This is a genomic window from Lysinibacillus parviboronicapiens, from assembly GCF_003049575.1.
Taxonomy (GTDB): Bacteria; Bacillota; Bacilli; order Bacillales_A; family Planococcaceae; genus Lysinibacillus; species Lysinibacillus parviboronicapiens.
On the sequence record NZ_PYWI01000004.1, the window covers coordinates 1 to 15787 of the forward strand.

A 15787-nucleotide genomic window follows, 5' to 3' on the forward strand; every position below is an offset into this window, starting at 1 on the left:
ATGCTTACTTTTGCTGCCATGAATTTAAAGAAACTGGCTACTTGGACGTGGCAGACAGCTTAAGAGAGCATCTATGCTCGAAGAGTATGTTGGATACGGCAGTAATTTACCAAATATTAAAAATGAAAGAGAAAGAAAAATGACAAAAGCCATCGAGAGTGAACTTCTCGATGGCTTTTGTCTACAGTCTGAAGCGACTAGCTTTCATCTAGTCGCGTACATTTTTCATTTTCGATTTAGTTTAGTTTTTATCTGTTAACAAAGATTTTCGAAAAGAGTAGCACCATTTTTCATACCCTAGTCTTTCTTCATAAAACCGATGTGCATCGTTTCTGTTGACGCCAGATTCTAAGGCAATATAATGAGCTCCATTTTCTTTGCCCCACTGATGAATAGCGCGTAATAATTTTTCACCGTAGCCACATGAACGATAGGCTGCATCGGTTACTAAATCATAAACAAAAATATGACGTTCGCTATAAAAATTTACCCGCCAACTTATACCTGCTAGTGCAACGATTTGCTTGTTGTCGTAGAGGGCATACAATGTATAACCATCTTTTCGCATATCCTCGAGTAATAGAAGGTAACTTTCAAGTGTTAGTTCTGTTCGTAGTTGATTCATGATAGGAAACGCTTGAATCCATTCCTCATAAGTGGTTAATACTTGAATCTTTTGTGCCATCACATTCACCATCATTCCCTATCTCTGTCATTGCCAATACTTGGTGTAATGAAACACCTCGTTATCTATTTTCATCCCAAGCTTGTCATACAATTTTTGTGCCTGTACGTTGCTCGTTGCTGTTTCTAGAGCGATATAGCGCGCATCATTGTCTTCACAATAATCATAACACCGCTCGATTAAACTCTGTGCTACACCTAGCTTTCGTGCATGTTCGGCCACATATAAATCATTTAAAATATAAGCTTTTTTCATCGCAACTGATGAAAATGTAGGGTATAGCTGTACAAAGCCAACTGCTTGCTCATCCATATAAGCTAAAAATAAGATAGATTCCCTTTTTGTATAGCGATCTGTTAAAAATTGCTCGGACGCCTCATCGTTTGTTTGCTGTCCGTAAAAATGCCGATATGCACTAAATAATGGCACAGCTTCTTTAATTGTTTCCGGTGTTAATAGACAAATTTTCATTAACATTTCCTCATTTCCTTTCATCTGTTATTCCTGTACTATAATAGTGAAGATTCTGACATATAAAAAGAAACAATTTCAATCTTTTTAACATGTCAAGGAGGAGTTTTAATGAAAGATTTTATCTTCCTATTTACCACTGGGGAAGCGAAATATAAACAAATTTATCAGCAGATCAAGACGTTAATTGAGCAGGGAAATTTGAAGTCCAATGATTGTCTACCTTCTATTCGAAAACTTGCCGATACTCTTCAAGTCAGTCGCAACACCACATTAACTGCTTATGAACAGCTAGTTGCTGAGGGCTATATCCGTGGCGAAGGACGAAAAGGCTATTTTGTAAATACCCTCGAAATGATCTTTTCGCAGGAAGAAATGATGCCCTATCAACCAGCACAAAAAGTGCGACAAGCTAGCATCGTAGATTTTCGGGCAGGCTCTGTCGATCAACAATATTTCCCTTTGAAAACATGGCGACAAATGGCTAATCAAATATTACAGCTAAAGGACAGTTATGTTTATGGAGATTCTTTTGGTGAACAACGCTTAAAAGAACAGTTGGTGCATTACTTACTACAAGCACGTGGGGTAAAAATTAACGAGGAAGACATAATCATTGGTAGCAGTACACAGCAACTACTCGTGTATCTTGGTTTTCTACTAAAAGAGGATTTTGATAGCATTATTGTGGAGAATCCAGGGTATATCGGGGCAAGTAGAAGCCTTTCAACTTCACAATTTCACCATGGAGCCATTGGCCGTTAATGAAAACGGCACACAGCTTCAGCAATTAGCTCACTTACAATCTCGCTTAATCTATGTCACACCCTCCCATCATTTCCCCTATGGTGTATCTATGTCGATTCAACAACGACAAGCGTTAATCCATTGGGCAAAAGAGGTAGATGGCTTTATTATCGAGGATGATTACGATAGCGAATTTCGTTATGCACAACAGCCGTTTCCTGCCCTCGCTTCTCTTGACAAATCACACGTCATTTATGTGGGGACATTTTCAAAATCCTTTTTACCAGGCATTCGCTTAAGCTATATGGTGTTGCCGAAATCGCTTATTGGTCGTTATAAGCGTTATTTTGCTCATTTTGAACAGAATGCTTCGTCCCTTCACCAATTAACAATGGCGTCATTTATGGAAAAAGGTGAATGGACACGTCATATCAAAAGAATGCGCCTCATTTATAAACACAAAATGAGCTTTTTGGTAGAAACTCTAAAAAAGCAATTCGGTGACCACATTACAATCGTAGGAGAGCATTCTGGACTTTATGTATTGATAAAGTTTCATACACATCATACAGAACAGCAACTTATTCAGTCTGCCTTGGAGTATGGCGTAAAAGTATATCCTACTAGCCCATACTTTCTACAACAACCAAGTCATGAACCGATTATACAATTGGGTTTTAGTAATTTAAAGTTGGATGAGATTCAACTTGGGATGCAGCTTTTAAAAAAGGCTTGGTGTACCAACTAATCGCAGGCGAAGCGATATGGACCGGTTATCCAAGACATTATGTAAACGGTTTGGTTATGTTCCTAGCTACCTCTTTGTTGAGACCAGCCAATAGAAGTAAAAGCATGTGAAAATTGATAGGATGTAAGTTAACGCCGTAAGGAGACGGATTGAGGAATATCCTTGTTTATAAGCCTTCTTTGTACCAGAATATTGACTAAAAAAAGCCTGATTTAATTTTGTGAAATCCATTTTGGTAGCACCAATTCGAACACTTTCAAATCAATATCGCCTACCATGCGGTTTTCAAATCCTAAAAAATCCCTAAAATCTTGGCTGTTCGAAAATCTCTAGGCATAAAACTAGGGCCATCAAGAGTCGGAAGCGATGAATAATACTTCTCAAAATAATGTAAAGCTTCCTCAAATAAATGTGGTTCTATCACTTTTTTACATCTGGCGCGAAGATTTGCATATAGACATAAACGTTTCGGTTGAAGTGATCGTATAAGAAAAGCCTTCACACAGAAGATGGTGAAAGCCTGAATATGTATTATTTTTGTGCGTATTTTTGTAAATGCTTCGGTACTTCTCGCACATCCATTAAAAACGGCATCATGATGAGTAAAGACAATAAATACATAGCCACCCCTATTGCTACTGCCGAACCTTTCACTTCGTCATCAATAACATATGGCATTGTAATATACGGCACAAACACCAACAGTAAAATTGAAATACGTGTCATGGATGTCAGCATCTGCTTTTTCCCGCAATATGGGCATCCAATAAAGCGCGAAAACGTTACAATCGAACGCATCGACTGCTTCCAAGTCCACTTTTCCTTACATTCAATACATTTTGGCATACTATAAATCCCCTCCATTCACTAATTATGCCACAAGTAAGAGCACTGAAACACTTATTTTATGGCAATTAAAAAAAGGAATCTACACAAAAATATCGTCGTGCAAATTCCTTCTATTATGAGCCATCTCTTAAAAGTAATCGATAAACGTTGGAATCCCAATAGGTAGCACAGCCTCTAACAATGCAATATCAAGCGCGTTGCCATGTAAACGTTCGATCTTCTCTAAATAGTATGGTCGTTTATATCCCAGTAACATCGTCGCAAGGGTTTGCACCGTTAGCTGCACTGCATTTTCGGATAATAGTTCACTCAGCTTTTCGACCAATACTTCGCCATCCTGTACGGTTACAATAAACGTACCATTGTTCCAAGCGACAATGCGATCACTTACGGCTAAGCGCAGCTGAAAGTTATTACCTATAAATGGATATCGTAGTAAAAACTCCTTCACATCCACAATACGTGCCATAAAGTACGGTGATACTTTTTGAATAATCTCGCTATCCTCTAGTAAAAAAGCTACGGCTTCGTTCCCCGTTGTTTTGCCATACACATTGTAAACCATCGAGCTATGAGCAGATACGAAATTCCATAAACCTTTCCGCGCCTCTTCCTGCAAATAAACGATTTCATCGATATAATAATTTTCTTCCATGATGCGGTAAAACAAATACCCTTGGGGATTATCGTCTTCATCGTAATAGACTGCTGCCTGTAGTTTGACATCACTATCAATGAATTTTTCCTCCCAGAAATCCTCTTGGAATTTCTCATTCCAAGCAATACTATTACGTACCATTACACCATGTGTTTTTTTCGCATAGCGGGCATAAATCGTTACGACATCCTCATGTTTTGGGTCAACACGACGTATTTTACCGTTTAAACCTGGATAATGTGGTAGCTGCGTATCCTTGACTTGAAATTCCACAATATCACTCATAATTTCCCAACCCTTTTTGCGATAATACGGTATAGAATATGGAAATAAATAGGATACATATCGTTGTTCATTGCGCATTTGTTGTAGGCATTCCATAATGAGACTTTCCATTAAACCATGCCCCGAATACTCCGGATACGTACCTACGGCCGTAATTCCGCCCATTTCATAAAGCTTGCCATGAATATTTACTTGAAATGGTAGATTTAATATTTGTGACACTAATTGAGTGCCATCAAACCAACCAATGGCATGCCCCACATTAAACTGCTTACTTTTCGCATTTACAAAACGACGATCCTTATGGATAGACATTGACATTTGAAACACATAATTAAGTAAATCAATCGACTGTGCCATTTCATCTAGACGAATTTCTCTCATGACTAAGCCCTTACGTTGATTCATGATTCCCTCTCCTCATCAAATAACTCAGCAAAAATTGTTTCGGGGGCATTTAAAAATCGCTTCGTTACAACATAATGAATGGTGTCTTCATAGCGAATCGATTCAATTCCTCCATCATCAAAACTATATATGGTTGCATTTGGATAACCTAATAAAATCGGTGAATGTGTAGCAATAATAAATTGTGCTTCCTGCTCTAAATCCTTCATAATTTTAAGTAGACTTAACTGTCGTGTTGGTGATAATGCAGCTTCCGGCTCATCGAGTAAATAAATCGACTTATCTTTGAAGCGGTTCATAAACAGCGATAAAAACGACTCGCCATGGGATTGATGGTGTAAAGACTTGCCACCATATGCCGCATACTTATTCGGATGTTCTAACAAGTCAATGTGACTTGCAAATTGATAAAACGTCTCTGCTCTTAGAAAAAAACCGTTTGACACTTTTGGCCACCAAGATAAACGAATATATTCCCCAAGTGCAGATTCTGCCTTATGTACTTCATACATATTCTGTCGTCCGCCACCAGCTGTATTAAAATCGCAACGATCCGCTATAGCTTCCAGTAAAGTCGATTTGCCGGAACCATTTTCCCCAACAAAGAACGTCACATTGGTTGGAAACTCTAGCTCTTGGAGATCCTGCAAACTCGCTATATTAAACGGATAACCATGTTTCCCACACATCTCATCTTTTAATACTTTACATGATTTCAAATACATCCAGTTTCACTCCCCTTAATCCTATTATAACGCTCGCGCGCTCTCTGAAACCTTCCTTTTCTCCAAAACAAACGAAATTGCACTGAAAATATAGAACAGGCTACTGCCAATAGGTGACATATGCGTCTAGATCGGATTGGCAACAAGCATCCAGGCAAAAAAGTTAGAATATTAGGACAACGCATAAAATCATCATCTTTGTAATTTTAGAGCGATACCGAATACCTAATCGCCAAAAACCTTTAAAAGCACGTAGAATACCGATATTACAGCCATTATACATCCTATATTTCCCGAGAAATAATTCGAAAACAAAATATAGCATGCGAAAATCAATCATAAAATTATGCTGTGATAACAATGCACCCAAATCATAGATGCCATCCCTGTGGCTTCACTTTTTTTGACTGCCTTATGTAAATTACTGCCTCCATTCCGCACCACCACTTACAACTAGCACTCATATACTGTAAATAACAATTCCATTTTTATCGCGAAGTTCTCGCTACAAACCATACACATGCCAATTATTCATGCAAATAATGCACCAATTACCATCTCTTCAACCATGATCTTGGCCTCTATTTCTTGGCAATAACTACGACAAGCAACTCAAAAAACATACTAATTGCCATATCGAAAAGCTTACAATCCGCAACGCCGCAATTTTAAGCGGAAAATAACAGCTCATTAATGCTAGAAAAACGACAGATAGATTCCATTTCACAACCAACACAACATTCCTTGCCCCAGTTCGCTCTGTTATTGTTACGTGTAAAACAAGAAAAATAGACAGTCTTTACAATTATGACTGACCAAACCTTTTAGCTAACATAGTTTTGTATCACCGTTAGTAAGTAGAGATTCCTTCCATCAAGCAATATAGGTCATCTTGTCATCCTCGCTAAAAAACAGAGCTGACTCTGCAGATGCGTAGAATCAACTCTTTCACTTTTAATATTATCAGTACAAGGATATTTCAAATAAGCCTTAGCGATTAATTTGATAAACTCCACATCCATGTCAAAATTACGACAATATAAGTGAATGAGATTGTTAACCATGTGGCAATGCTATTCTAAATCAACTTCAATTCCTACTAGAATTCTCTTCGCTTTATCCACTAACATGATAGACATGTTGTATCCCTCATTGTCTGGCTTCGCTAGTTGAATCATTGCTCCGTAGCAACATTGTATTCGTCGGAAACAAATAAAATCAACTGAAAACAAAATAGATATTTGTTTTTAGTTGATTTTATTATGGCTCATGTTTAATTATTCACTATATTTAGGCACCAACAAAAATTATCCCAAGCAGAATACCAGCCGTTGAAAATTTCAGATGAATCATCCCAACGTACTTCAAATTTCTTTTGACCGTCTACATCCACTAAATACAAAGTTAGCGTCTCATCCGCCTTAGAGACAGCTAGCTTCATACCGCTTTGAAGTTCTTCTTCAGTGAATGGTACGTCTGAAACCGAACGCAACTGTGCCTGTTCAAATACTTGTTTGTTAATGATTTTGTAATTCATAATAAACCTCCAATAAAACTTTCTATTAATTTTAAATTCCTACTTTATCTACAAATATGAAAATATAGGACTATAAAAGTATATACTATATTCTTTCTGCATTGAAACAATAAAAAATGTACTTAGCTTTTTTTAATTGATGCCGACCTAAAAACGTAGCTATATTTAAAAAGTATCACAAAAATTACAGTCTTTTTTGAACAGTCTCTACGCGTTAACTTCCTATTAAAAGTCACCTATTAATCTCACTAACCTGGCTTGTCCCGTTGATAGGTAAGTCCAATCCAAGCGCGCTAATCCTTTAAATAGTAACGCCCTATGACCGTATAGCTACAAGACGCTTAAACCTTTACTTTCTAGTTATTTGATTAACTCTGTACCATATGAGTTGTCAATGGCACAAAGCCATGTACCGTGTGAATTTCTCTTAAATGCATATGTTGCCTTTCTATCCATAGCATAGTCATTTTCCTCTTTTTCTGCCTCAAGGAATGTTTGAGAAATTACTAACGCAGTATCTCCAGCTTCTAAAATAAGCATTTCCCCCTGAGTTGGTACAATACTGTGATTGAAGTATTTTGCAATTGCAATAAATGCATTTTTAATTTCTACCTTGCTCCGTGCAATCTTCGTTGGCTTTACAACTAGTATTGCATCATCAGTATAGTAAGTCATCAATGTATCAAAATCCTCTTGCTTTATGGCAAGATCACACTTATGAATGACCACTTTTATTTCATGCTCCACCATAGATTCCTCCTAGTTGGCATGCTTAGCGCCTTAAGTAAGGGTTCACCAACAACGTTGAATAGTAACGCTGTTTTTAATACTTGTTATTCGTAAAAAAGTTGCCAAAATCCAGCTCTTTTGACCAATTCGTTAATCCTATCTTTAATAACTTCTCCGCTGCTTCAGCTGGGCTAATCGTGAAACCATCTTTTACCCAAAAACTTAAATAACCGTTAGTGCCATAACTTGCAAATATTGCGTAATCCTGGTCGCCAAATACTTGCATCAAATGAACGGTCAGTTTGTTGGATAACTTACGCATAGCATTTGAATCTTCAAACTCCACTTCATAAAAAGAGCGATATTTAATAATATGCTCACATAAATGTAGAGGGATTGGCTTTTCCCACTGGAGCTGTCTTTGTTGGTAAAACGATAAAAAACGGTCATTTAATTCTCTTCTCACTTCCTCCATTAGCTCATATTTGTCTGCAAAATGTAAATAAAAAGTCGATCGCGAAATTTTTGCTTTTTGCACAATTTCTTTTACTTTCAATTCTTCAAAGCTTTTCTCGTGTAATAACTTCAAAAGCACTTCGATGATTGTTTCTTTTGAAGTTTTCAATTAAGTCACTCCTTTGGACATTTCGGCTGAAAATGTCTCGTTAGTGTCAATATGCATACCGTTTACAATATAGTTATCACAAGTTTAGGAGGAATGAAATATGGCAAAACACGTTTATGTGATTACAGGTGGTTCTGGTGGTATGGGGAAAGCAATTGCTGAATTAGTTGGTAAAAAAGGAACGGTACTATTAGCAGATATTTCTGAAGAGCGTTTAATTCAAACAAAAAAGGAGTTAGCCGCTAAAGGAATTACGGATGTTTATTATCAAACAGTTGAGATAACTTCAAAAGAAAACGTTGCTGCATTAGCAAAAAAAGCTTCAGAACTAGGGTCACTTAAAGGTTTAGTTCACACCGCAGGTTTATCACCAACAATGGCTGATTCTAAACGTATAACAGCAGTAAACTTAGTTGGTACGGGAATTGTCCTAGATGCGTTCCTCCCCTTTGCCACACAAGGTACTGCTGTAGTATGTATCTCATCAATGAGTGGTCATATGGCACCCCGTGTAGGCCCATATAGTGAAGTTTTAAAACAACCTTTAGCTGAAAACGTTATCGACAGAATGGAGCAATTTACGCAAGGTAACGCTGATGCAGCATATAGCTTATCAAAATTAGGTGTACTTTTAATTGTTGAAGACCAAGCTTGGACATGGGGCGAAAAAGGAGCTCGAATCACCTCAATCTCTCCTGGTACAATTAATACACCTATGGGGCGTCAAGAAGCTTCCCAACAAAAGGAAATGAAAACAATGCTGGATAACACGCCTTTACGCCGTGAAGGTGAAGCTTGTGAAATTGCATCAGCTGTGGCATTCCTCCTTAGCGATGCAGCATCCTATATTACAGGCATAGACTTACGTGTAGATGGTGGGACTATTGCAAACTTAAATCGACTGCAAGCATTCCAATCGTAACCTACACTTTTTAACAACTCCTGTAGTAGAGTTGGTTCACTTACATGATGAACCAACTCTTTCCAATGACTCGACGAAAGCACTTGTTTGATAATGGACTATTGTAGAAGACTTCTTAGCAAGAATTGCTTAAGTGTAAAAGGTAATATTATACTCTAAGTTTTTTAATTCGCTCTACACTAACAGAATATTCCGTTAATTAATTTGTTAACTATTAATTAAGAAATGACTATTTGAATCTGCTCTTTAATATTTCCCTTAGTTAATCCTCCGTGGTAACAAACCACAGATTCAATGTCGAGTTCTAGGTATTTCTTCAATGAGAGTTGAGCCTCATTTATATTGAGGACTGTCGGGACATGAATTCCAGCAATTATTCCGTCTACACTGTACATCGAATCGCCGGCAATGAGTGTTTTACTTTGTTTCAAATAAAGGCTGATATGGCCCGGCGTATGCCCTGGCGTATGGATGATACGAATTCCACCGCAATAAGGTAATTCTTGGCCGTCTTCCAAAGAAGCGTCCACTGTGCCCTTCGGAGGGTTCTCTATGTGCCCATCTTTCAATAGAGATAAATCCCCTTGAATATAAGGCTTATCCAAATCGTGAGCATACACTTTAATGTTACTACCACCCGCCTGTAATAGTTCAGGTAGATTCCCTATATGATCGATATCCTGATGTGTCAAAATGATCACTTTTAGTTCATCGAACGACACTCCTACCTGAGCCATTGCCGCACATAATTCTTCAATTTGTCCAGGGAAGCCAGTGTCAATTAAAACAGTCATTTCTTGATCCCTTAAAAGAATAGGATGAATAACATTGCCATGAAAATCAAGTTGGAGCATTTCTACGCCTTTAGAAATTTCCATCACTGTGGTCTCCTTCAAAATTAGATTTTATTGATGTCTAACAATGGGATTGACTTACACAAGAAGTAAAGAATGAAGCGAATTTTGATCGTTTAATATTGTTATTACGTAGTTTTAATACATATTCATGTTCACCAGAGCCTACAAGATAAGTGAATTACCCATAATTTTTACTTCAACTTCCTCGTCACAAGTTCCTGCTAATTTTCATTAATATAGTCTGATTACTGAACGAAATAAATCCAGTTCACGAATTAATAAATAAACTAATAACTGAATTTGTTCAACGTTGAACAACACATAAAAAAATGCCAATTTCCCATTAATAGAAATCGGCACTTGTTTATAAGTTATGCATTTAGCGTGACGCTTTTGGCGGTTGGCAGACGTCACATTTACGTTGGTTTTTATTTTTAAATTTCGTAAATGTTTTTTCAAAGTTGCTGCCACATGCACATTTAAATAGTAATTTCTGAGAATAACCGTGATATTCCGTCGTTAGCAACTTACTTTCTGAATTGTTCTCAACAAATTCTTTAATTTTATCAATCGACCATTGTTTATTCATTGTTTTACACCTCCATATATTATCACTTTGCGGAGGCTATTCTTGGCATCCGTTCATTTATAATTAAAAGTCTTAATTATCTTAAGCGCTTTATTATAACATGCGCTAGCACACAATTAAACACATGGCGGATAAAAAGAGCTCACATTGATGCCCAGCCCAACGTGAATGACGGATAGAGTAGACAATGCGGCGGATAGAATGCTCGAACTGACGGATAGAGTTCCCAAACCCTCCTTCTACCCGGATTTATTAAATCTCATTGGTTGCTAACTTTTTTCCTGGTTAAAACTGATGAACCGTAAAACGATGTACTGACGCTAAATGAACTTACTTCAAATGTTCTACATCCAAGGTACTCCTCATAAATTGACTAAAATAAGCAATAAGGAGACCGTAAAAAATGAATGTTGTACATTATTATGAAAATAAGATTGCCGTTTTAAATCAATTGTTAGTGCGTATTCCCGCTATTGATGAGCAAATCCACATTAAAGGTCGTAAAGCAAAAGTTGTCGAGATTATTAAAATGGATGATCACAAATATCGTGTACATGTGATGTTTGAAAAAATTACAAAAAAACAACCATTAACCAAAGATTTGGGTAAGAAAAAAAGATAACTACTTCCCTTTCCACTTTAAATCACTAGAATTCCCATTCAAACTACATGCCAAAGCTATCATTTCATCATTAAATGAAATGATAGCGCTTTGATAATTTACATGCTTAATCCTAATGTATTTAGTTTGCAGCGTTCCAATGTGGGGTATTACATAAACTAAAGCAAGTCATAATACATTGTCTTGTACGGATAATTTATGTGGCAAAACAGCTTAGACGTTCATCTAGCATTCGAGTTTATCAGCGATTGCAAACTATTCTCAATTAATTTGTAAATCTTCAACCAAAGTGATTGACTTTTTAATTGATAACAATTATCATTATCAATAGATTATTTCTTTTCTCCAAATGCTTAATTCAGAATCCCCCTCTTTTTTGAATAAGCATGTATCAAACGGATATTCTTACATCAGACTAAGAATATCCGTTTTTAAATTTATAAACTTACATAACTTGAAGGAGCTGTTATTAATGGATTTTCGTATTGAAAGAGATACTATGGGTGAAGTTAAAGTACCGGCAGATAAAATTTGGGGCGCACAAACACAGCGCAGTAAAGAGAACTTCCAAATCGGTACTGAACACATGCCGATTGAGCTCGTGCAAGCCATGGCTATTTTAAAGAAAAGTGCAGCTATTGCCAATAACAAGCTTGGTAAGCTTTCAGATATCAAAGCGCATGCGATTGTGCAGGCGGCTGACGAAGTGTTAAACGGTCAATGGGACGATCAATTCCCGCTTGTCGTGTGGCAAACAGGCAGTGGTACACAATCAAATATGAATGTCAACGAAGTCATTGCGCACCGTGCGAACCAGATTTTACAGGATGCAGGTCAAGCTGATCGCATTCATCCAAACGATGATGTTAACAAATCACAAAGCTCAAACGATACGTTCCCAACAGCCTTGCATATTGCCGCTGTGTTGAAAGTAGAAGATTACTTACTGCCCCGCCTTCGTTTACTGAAAGCGACATTTGATGACAAAGCTGCAAACTTTAAAGATATTATTAAAATTGGCCGTACCCATCTACAAGATGCGACCCCACTGACTCTAGGGCAAGAAATAAGCGGTTGGTCGGCAATGTTAGAAAAATCTGAGCGTATGATTAAACACAATGTTGAGTATATGAAAGAACTCGCTATTGGTGGTACTGCAGTTGGTACGGGTATTAATGCACACCCTGAATTCGGTGACCGTGTAGCAGCAGAAATTAGTGCGTTAACTGGAAAAAGTTTCACATCAGCGGCTAATAAATTCCATGCACTAACAAGCCATGATGAGGCTGTTGTCGCACATGGTGCATTAAAAGCACTTGCTGCAGACTTAATGAAAATTGCCAATGACGTTCGTTGGTTAGCCAGCGGTCCTCGTTCTGGTATTGGTGAAATCACAATTCCAGAAAATGAACCCGGCTCATCCATCATGCCAGGTAAAGTGAACCCAACACAGAGTGAAGCCATGACAATGGTTGTAACACAAGTTGTTGGGAATGATGCAACCATCGCCTTTGCCGCTTCACAAGGAAACTTTGAGCTAAATGTCTTTAAACCAGTCATCATTTATAACTTCTTACAATCCACTCGACTACTAGCTGATACCATGAAATCATTCAATGATCACTGTGCAGTTGGCATCGAGCCAAATAAAGAGGTTCTTGACCATAACCTGCAAAACTCATTAATGTTGGTTACAGCATTAAATCCATATATCGGTTATGAAAATGCAGCAAAAATTGCGAAGAAAGCCCATAACGAAGGCACAACATTAAAAGAAGCAGCTATTGCTACAGGCTTACTAACTGAGGAACAATTCGATGAATATGTTGATCCAGTTACAATGATTTATCCAAACGCAAAATAATTCCACCAAAAAAACCCAGCCAAGTTTCCTCTCTTTGCTGGGTTTATTTAATTTTGACATTGTGGTACTTCAACGATTAATCCTTAAATCTACCCATTACAACTGTATGATAGTAATGGCCATCTGAAAGTATTTTATCATTTTTCAATAGTCCTTCTACTTCAAAGCCTAGCTTTTCATAGAGCCTAATCGCTTTGTCATTCGTTTCTAAGACATGCAATGCCATTTTTTTAATATCGTTGGCATCTGCCCAATCAATGGATAGCTGTAAGAAGTTTTTTCCGATGCCGTACCCCAAATTCAACTTTATGAGAAAATCTTTTTAACGCAAAGCCTTCACATCTGGAAAACCCCACAATTCGATGATGAGCAACTGCCACTAAAAATATGTTTCGAGGATGGTCAGTGTCCGCTTTAATCAATTGTTGAAAATCTTTCGTATCGATAATAGCCTCACCTTTTTCTCGGTCAAGGTTTTCAGTCTCCCCATCAATTTGCATCCTTAATGCTGATAATTCAAACGCATCTGTTTCAAATGCAGACCTGATTGTATAATGCAGCCCGTTTTGATAAAATTCTTGTTGGTTTATAAGCATAGTATCTCCTATCTTTGCTACGCCAGTTACAACTGAAAGCTAGTGCTTGGCTGAATTTTTACAAATCGATTATTCCATATAAATTCATGATGCTTAATGATCTGTTCAGCATCCAACACAGGATTATTTATTGTGCTATGTGCACCTTCTATTAAAATATTACGGTGGTATCCATGGCTATACGCACTGCGAATCGTAGTATCTAAACAAAATTCTGTTTGCGCACCGACAAAAATAAGCTGATCAATCTTAGAATCCTGCAAAAATTGCGCTAATTCCGTTTTATAAAAAGCATCCCAAGTTGTTTTGGTAATCACTTTGTCTTGCTGCTGTTTATGTAGTCCAAGATGTAGTTCCCATCCTGGCTTTCCAAAGGCCATTTCATCATCTTGCCCTAAATCTGTATGCTGTATAAAAATTACCTGAATGTCTTTCGCTCTAGCCCATTGAATTAAGTGATTAATATTTGCTACAACTTGCTTAGATTCAAATAATTGATACTTCTTTTTTATAAAGAATACTTCTTGCATATCTACTACGACTAATGCCTGTTTCATATTATCCCCCTACAAGTTTCTGCATTTTTTCTTTATTATTGTATACGAAAGGATTTTGAATTAAAAGAACCCCAAAGCACCGCTACCTATGAGAGTTTACAAAGGTCATGGTATCGACTGGGTTACTCCACTACAATGACACATAGCGCTTTACATTTTCACTCACCGTACGAACAATGACCACATTAGTAAGTATGGGATTATCTCGACTCATGCCTTTCTTGCGCGTAATGCTGTCATTCGCTCATAAAAAAATCCAAAAACACCCTCCATTACATAATGCAAGAAGGGTGTTTCGGCTTTTTATTTCATTAATTCTTCAACGAATTCTACAGGTACATAAGTTTTTGTTGGTTCTAATAAAGCTGGTGCCACTTCAAAGTGACGAAGAGCTTTATTGTAGCCGTATTCTTTTTGACCGCGTGTTATCGTATACGATAATGCGCCTTTTGATACGATTGCACCTTTTCCTGTTGATTCTACTTTATAGCCCAGTTCTTCAGCAATTAAACGTAAAGGCACCATCGTCGCACCCTCTACTTCATAGAAATCATTTTTGATAATTTCTTCTACAGCAGTTTGCGATGGGTCCACTTCACCTGGGTCCACTTCACCTGGCTCTTCCACTATCGTATCTAAAACTACTACTTTTGATGGTGGCGTTTGTGCTGGGATGCTCATTGTTGTAATTGTATAGAACACAAGTAAATTTTGCTCTGCTAAATCTTCAACTGTCACATCTTTGCCAGATAAACTTTGTAGTTCCGTTTCTTTGCCAACATTTAATTTTAACGTATTATCAACGTTCACTAAATCTTTATTGAAAAAGTCAACTGTGGCACTGCCCATTTCCTCTGTTTCAACAATAAGTACTTCTGGGTTGTATTGTGGAGGATAAATCATTATCATCGGTTTATTTGCATACGTGTAAGCTGTTACTTTATCACCCTTTTGAAGTTTTACTTCTTTACCAGTATTATCGAAAACAAGCGTGTCCTCATTGACAACAAATACGTTAATTTTTTCGCCTTCTTTAACCGTATAATATGTAGCATTGTCACGTACTTCCACATTATCAACTGTGCCTGCCACTTGCATAAAGATTGGCTGTTCTTGAGGTTTTTGTGCTTCATCATTTTGTGCGTTCGTCACGACTGCCTCTCCTCCGTTTGCTGATACAGTTGGTGCGACTACTGCGCCTCCGATTAATAATGCTGACATTGCAAATGGTACGACTTTCGTCATTTTCATAAAAAGCATCTCCTTTATTTCACGAATTCATAGTAGTAGTCGATTTATAAAGCAAAAGGTTA

General features: G+C 37.4%; 15 protein-coding genes and 2 pseudogenes. 4 read left to right on the forward strand and 13 right to left on the reverse strand.

Annotation, left to right across the window (positions count from 1 at the left end):
• Positions 1 to 241 precede the first annotated feature (241 nt).
• Both C9J35_RS05435 and C9J35_RS05440 read right to left on the reverse strand, forming a co-directional pair.
• Positions 242 to 685 carry a GNAT family N-acetyltransferase gene (locus tag C9J35_RS05435; RefSeq protein WP_107923864.1) on the reverse strand — a complete coding sequence of 148 codons (444 nt, stop codon included), beginning with the start codon at positions 683 to 685 and terminating at the stop codon, positions 242 to 244.
• 27 nt (positions 686 to 712) lie between these two features.
• Positions 713 to 1156: a GNAT family N-acetyltransferase gene (locus C9J35_RS05440; protein ID WP_054768508.1), complete on the reverse strand. Its 444-nt coding sequence runs from the start codon at positions 1154 to 1156 to the stop codon at positions 713 to 715.
• A gap of 111 nt (positions 1157 to 1267) precedes the next feature.
• On the opposite strand from C9J35_RS05440, the pseudogene pdxR reads away from it, so the two are divergent.
• Positions 1268 to 2651: pseudogene (pdxR, locus tag C9J35_RS05445) on the forward strand (MocR-like pyridoxine biosynthesis transcription factor PdxR).
• Positions 2652 to 3182: 531 nt separating this feature from the next.
• Here pdxR and C9J35_RS05450 read toward each other — a convergent pair.
• The 6 genes from C9J35_RS05450 to C9J35_RS05475 form a co-directional block, all read right to left on the reverse strand.
• Entirely contained in the window at positions 3183 to 3497 is a 315-nt protein-coding gene (locus tag C9J35_RS05450; protein WP_054768505.1) for a TIGR04104 family putative zinc finger protein, read from the reverse strand.
• 130 nt (positions 3498 to 3627) lie between these two features.
• A complete protein-coding gene (locus C9J35_RS05455) occupies positions 3628 to 4851 on the reverse strand; it encodes a GNAT family N-acetyltransferase (protein WP_107923718.1) in 1224 nt (407 codons plus the stop codon).
• Positions 4848 to 5576, reverse strand: a complete 729-nt coding sequence (locus C9J35_RS05460; protein ID WP_107923719.1) for an AAA family ATPase — start codon at positions 5574 to 5576, stop codon at positions 4848 to 4850. The genes C9J35_RS05455 and C9J35_RS05460 overlap by 4 nt, the downstream gene beginning before the upstream one ends.
• 1273 nt (positions 5577 to 6849) lie before the next feature.
• Entirely contained in the window at positions 6850 to 7113 is a 264-nt protein-coding gene (locus C9J35_RS05465) for a hypothetical protein (RefSeq protein WP_054768504.1), read from the reverse strand.
• Between the two features lie 360 nt (positions 7114 to 7473).
• On the reverse strand, positions 7474 to 7863 hold the full coding sequence (locus C9J35_RS05470) for a YybH family protein (RefSeq protein ID WP_438941199.1): 390 nt from the start codon (positions 7861 to 7863) through the stop codon (positions 7474 to 7476).
• 73 nt (positions 7864 to 7936) lie between these two features.
• The gene (locus tag C9J35_RS05475) at positions 7937 to 8467 is read right to left on the reverse strand and encodes a TetR/AcrR family transcriptional regulator (protein ID WP_107923720.1); all 531 of its coding nucleotides are present in this window, start codon (positions 8465 to 8467) and stop codon (positions 7937 to 7939) included.
• 100 nt (positions 8468 to 8567) lie between these two features.
• Between C9J35_RS05475 and C9J35_RS05480 the strand changes: the two genes are divergently transcribed.
• A complete protein-coding gene (locus C9J35_RS05480; protein WP_107923721.1) occupies positions 8568 to 9389 on the forward strand; it encodes an SDR family oxidoreductase in 822 nt (273 codons plus the stop codon).
• Between the two features lie 218 nt (positions 9390 to 9607).
• Here the strand turns inward: C9J35_RS05480 and C9J35_RS05485 are convergent, their stop codons facing one another.
• On the reverse strand, positions 9608 to 10267 hold the full coding sequence (locus C9J35_RS05485) for an MBL fold metallo-hydrolase (protein WP_054768507.1): 660 nt from the start codon (positions 10265 to 10267) through the stop codon (positions 9608 to 9610).
• 358 nt (positions 10268 to 10625) lie between these two features.
• On the reverse strand, positions 10626 to 10835 hold the full coding sequence (locus C9J35_RS05490; protein WP_054768499.1) for a hypothetical protein: 210 nt from the start codon (positions 10833 to 10835) through the stop codon (positions 10626 to 10628).
• Positions 10836 to 11238: 403 nt separating this feature from the next.
• Between C9J35_RS05490 and C9J35_RS05495 the strand changes: the two genes are divergently transcribed.
• Both C9J35_RS05495 and fumC read left to right on the forward strand, forming a co-directional pair.
• The gene (locus C9J35_RS05495; RefSeq protein ID WP_107923722.1) at positions 11239 to 11457 is read left to right on the forward strand and encodes a hypothetical protein; all 219 of its coding nucleotides are present in this window, start codon (positions 11239 to 11241) and stop codon (positions 11455 to 11457) included.
• Positions 11458 to 11929: 472 nt separating this feature from the next.
• Entirely contained in the window at positions 11930 to 13321 is a 1392-nt protein-coding gene (gene fumC / locus C9J35_RS05500) for a class II fumarate hydratase (protein ID WP_054768498.1), read from the forward strand.
• 76 nt (positions 13322 to 13397) lie between these two features.
• Here fumC and C9J35_RS05505 read toward each other — a convergent pair.
• From C9J35_RS05505 to C9J35_RS05515, 3 genes and pseudogenes are all read right to left on the reverse strand, one after another.
• Positions 13398 to 13917 (reverse strand): annotated as a pseudogene (locus tag C9J35_RS05505) (GNAT family N-acetyltransferase).
• 26 nt (positions 13918 to 13943) lie between these two features.
• Positions 13944 to 14474, reverse strand: a complete 531-nt coding sequence (locus C9J35_RS05510; RefSeq protein ID WP_107923723.1) for a cysteine hydrolase family protein — start codon at positions 14472 to 14474, stop codon at positions 13944 to 13946.
• Positions 14475 to 14777: 303 nt separating this feature from the next.
• Positions 14778 to 15725, reverse strand: coding sequence for a stalk domain-containing protein (locus tag C9J35_RS05515; protein ID WP_107923724.1), 948 nt, complete (start codon positions 15723 to 15725; stop codon positions 14778 to 14780).
• Positions 15726 to 15787 lie beyond the last annotated feature (62 nt).

Bases quoted from the DNA above. Each gene is read 5' to 3' on its own strand.
- C9J35_RS05515 (WP_107923724.1), bottom strand. From the start codon at position 15,725: ATGAAAATGACGAAAGTCGTACCATTTGCAATGTCAGCATTATTAATC.
- C9J35_RS05470 (WP_438941199.1), bottom strand. From the start codon at position 7,863: ATGGTGGAGCATGAAATAAAAGTGGTCATTCATAAGTGTGATCTTGCC.
- C9J35_RS05510 (WP_107923723.1), bottom strand. From the start codon at position 14,474: ATGAAACAGGCATTAGTCGTAGTAGATATGCAAGAAGTATTCTTTATA.
- C9J35_RS05490 (WP_054768499.1), bottom strand. From the start codon at position 10,835: ATGAATAAACAATGGTCGATTGATAAAATTAAAGAATTTGTTGAGAAC.
- C9J35_RS05435 (WP_107923864.1), bottom strand. From the start codon at position 685: ATGGCACAAAAGATTCAAGTATTAACCACTTATGAGGAATGGATTCAA.
- C9J35_RS05450 (WP_054768505.1), bottom strand. From the start codon at position 3,497: ATGCCAAAATGTATTGAATGTAAGGAAAAGTGGACTTGGAAGCAGTCG.
- C9J35_RS05460 (WP_107923719.1), bottom strand. From the start codon at position 5,576: ATGTATTTGAAATCATGTAAAGTATTAAAAGATGAGATGTGTGGGAAA.
- C9J35_RS05465 (WP_054768504.1), bottom strand. From the start codon at position 7,113: ATGAATTACAAAATCATTAACAAACAAGTATTTGAACAGGCACAGTTG.
- C9J35_RS05455 (WP_107923718.1), bottom strand. From the start codon at position 4,851: ATGAATCAACGTAAGGGCTTAGTCATGAGAGAAATTCGTCTAGATGAA.
- fumC (WP_054768498.1), top strand. From the start codon at position 11,930: ATGGATTTTCGTATTGAAAGAGATACTATGGGTGAAGTTAAAGTACCG.
- C9J35_RS05440 (WP_054768508.1), bottom strand. From the start codon at position 1,156: ATGAAAATTTGTCTATTAACACCGGAAACAATTAAAGAAGCTGTGCCA.
- C9J35_RS05485 (WP_054768507.1), bottom strand. From the start codon at position 10,267: ATGGAAATTTCTAAAGGCGTAGAAATGCTCCAACTTGATTTTCATGGC.
- C9J35_RS05495 (WP_107923722.1), top strand. From the start codon at position 11,239: ATGAATGTTGTACATTATTATGAAAATAAGATTGCCGTTTTAAATCAA.
- C9J35_RS05480 (WP_107923721.1), top strand. From the start codon at position 8,568: ATGGCAAAACACGTTTATGTGATTACAGGTGGTTCTGGTGGTATGGGG.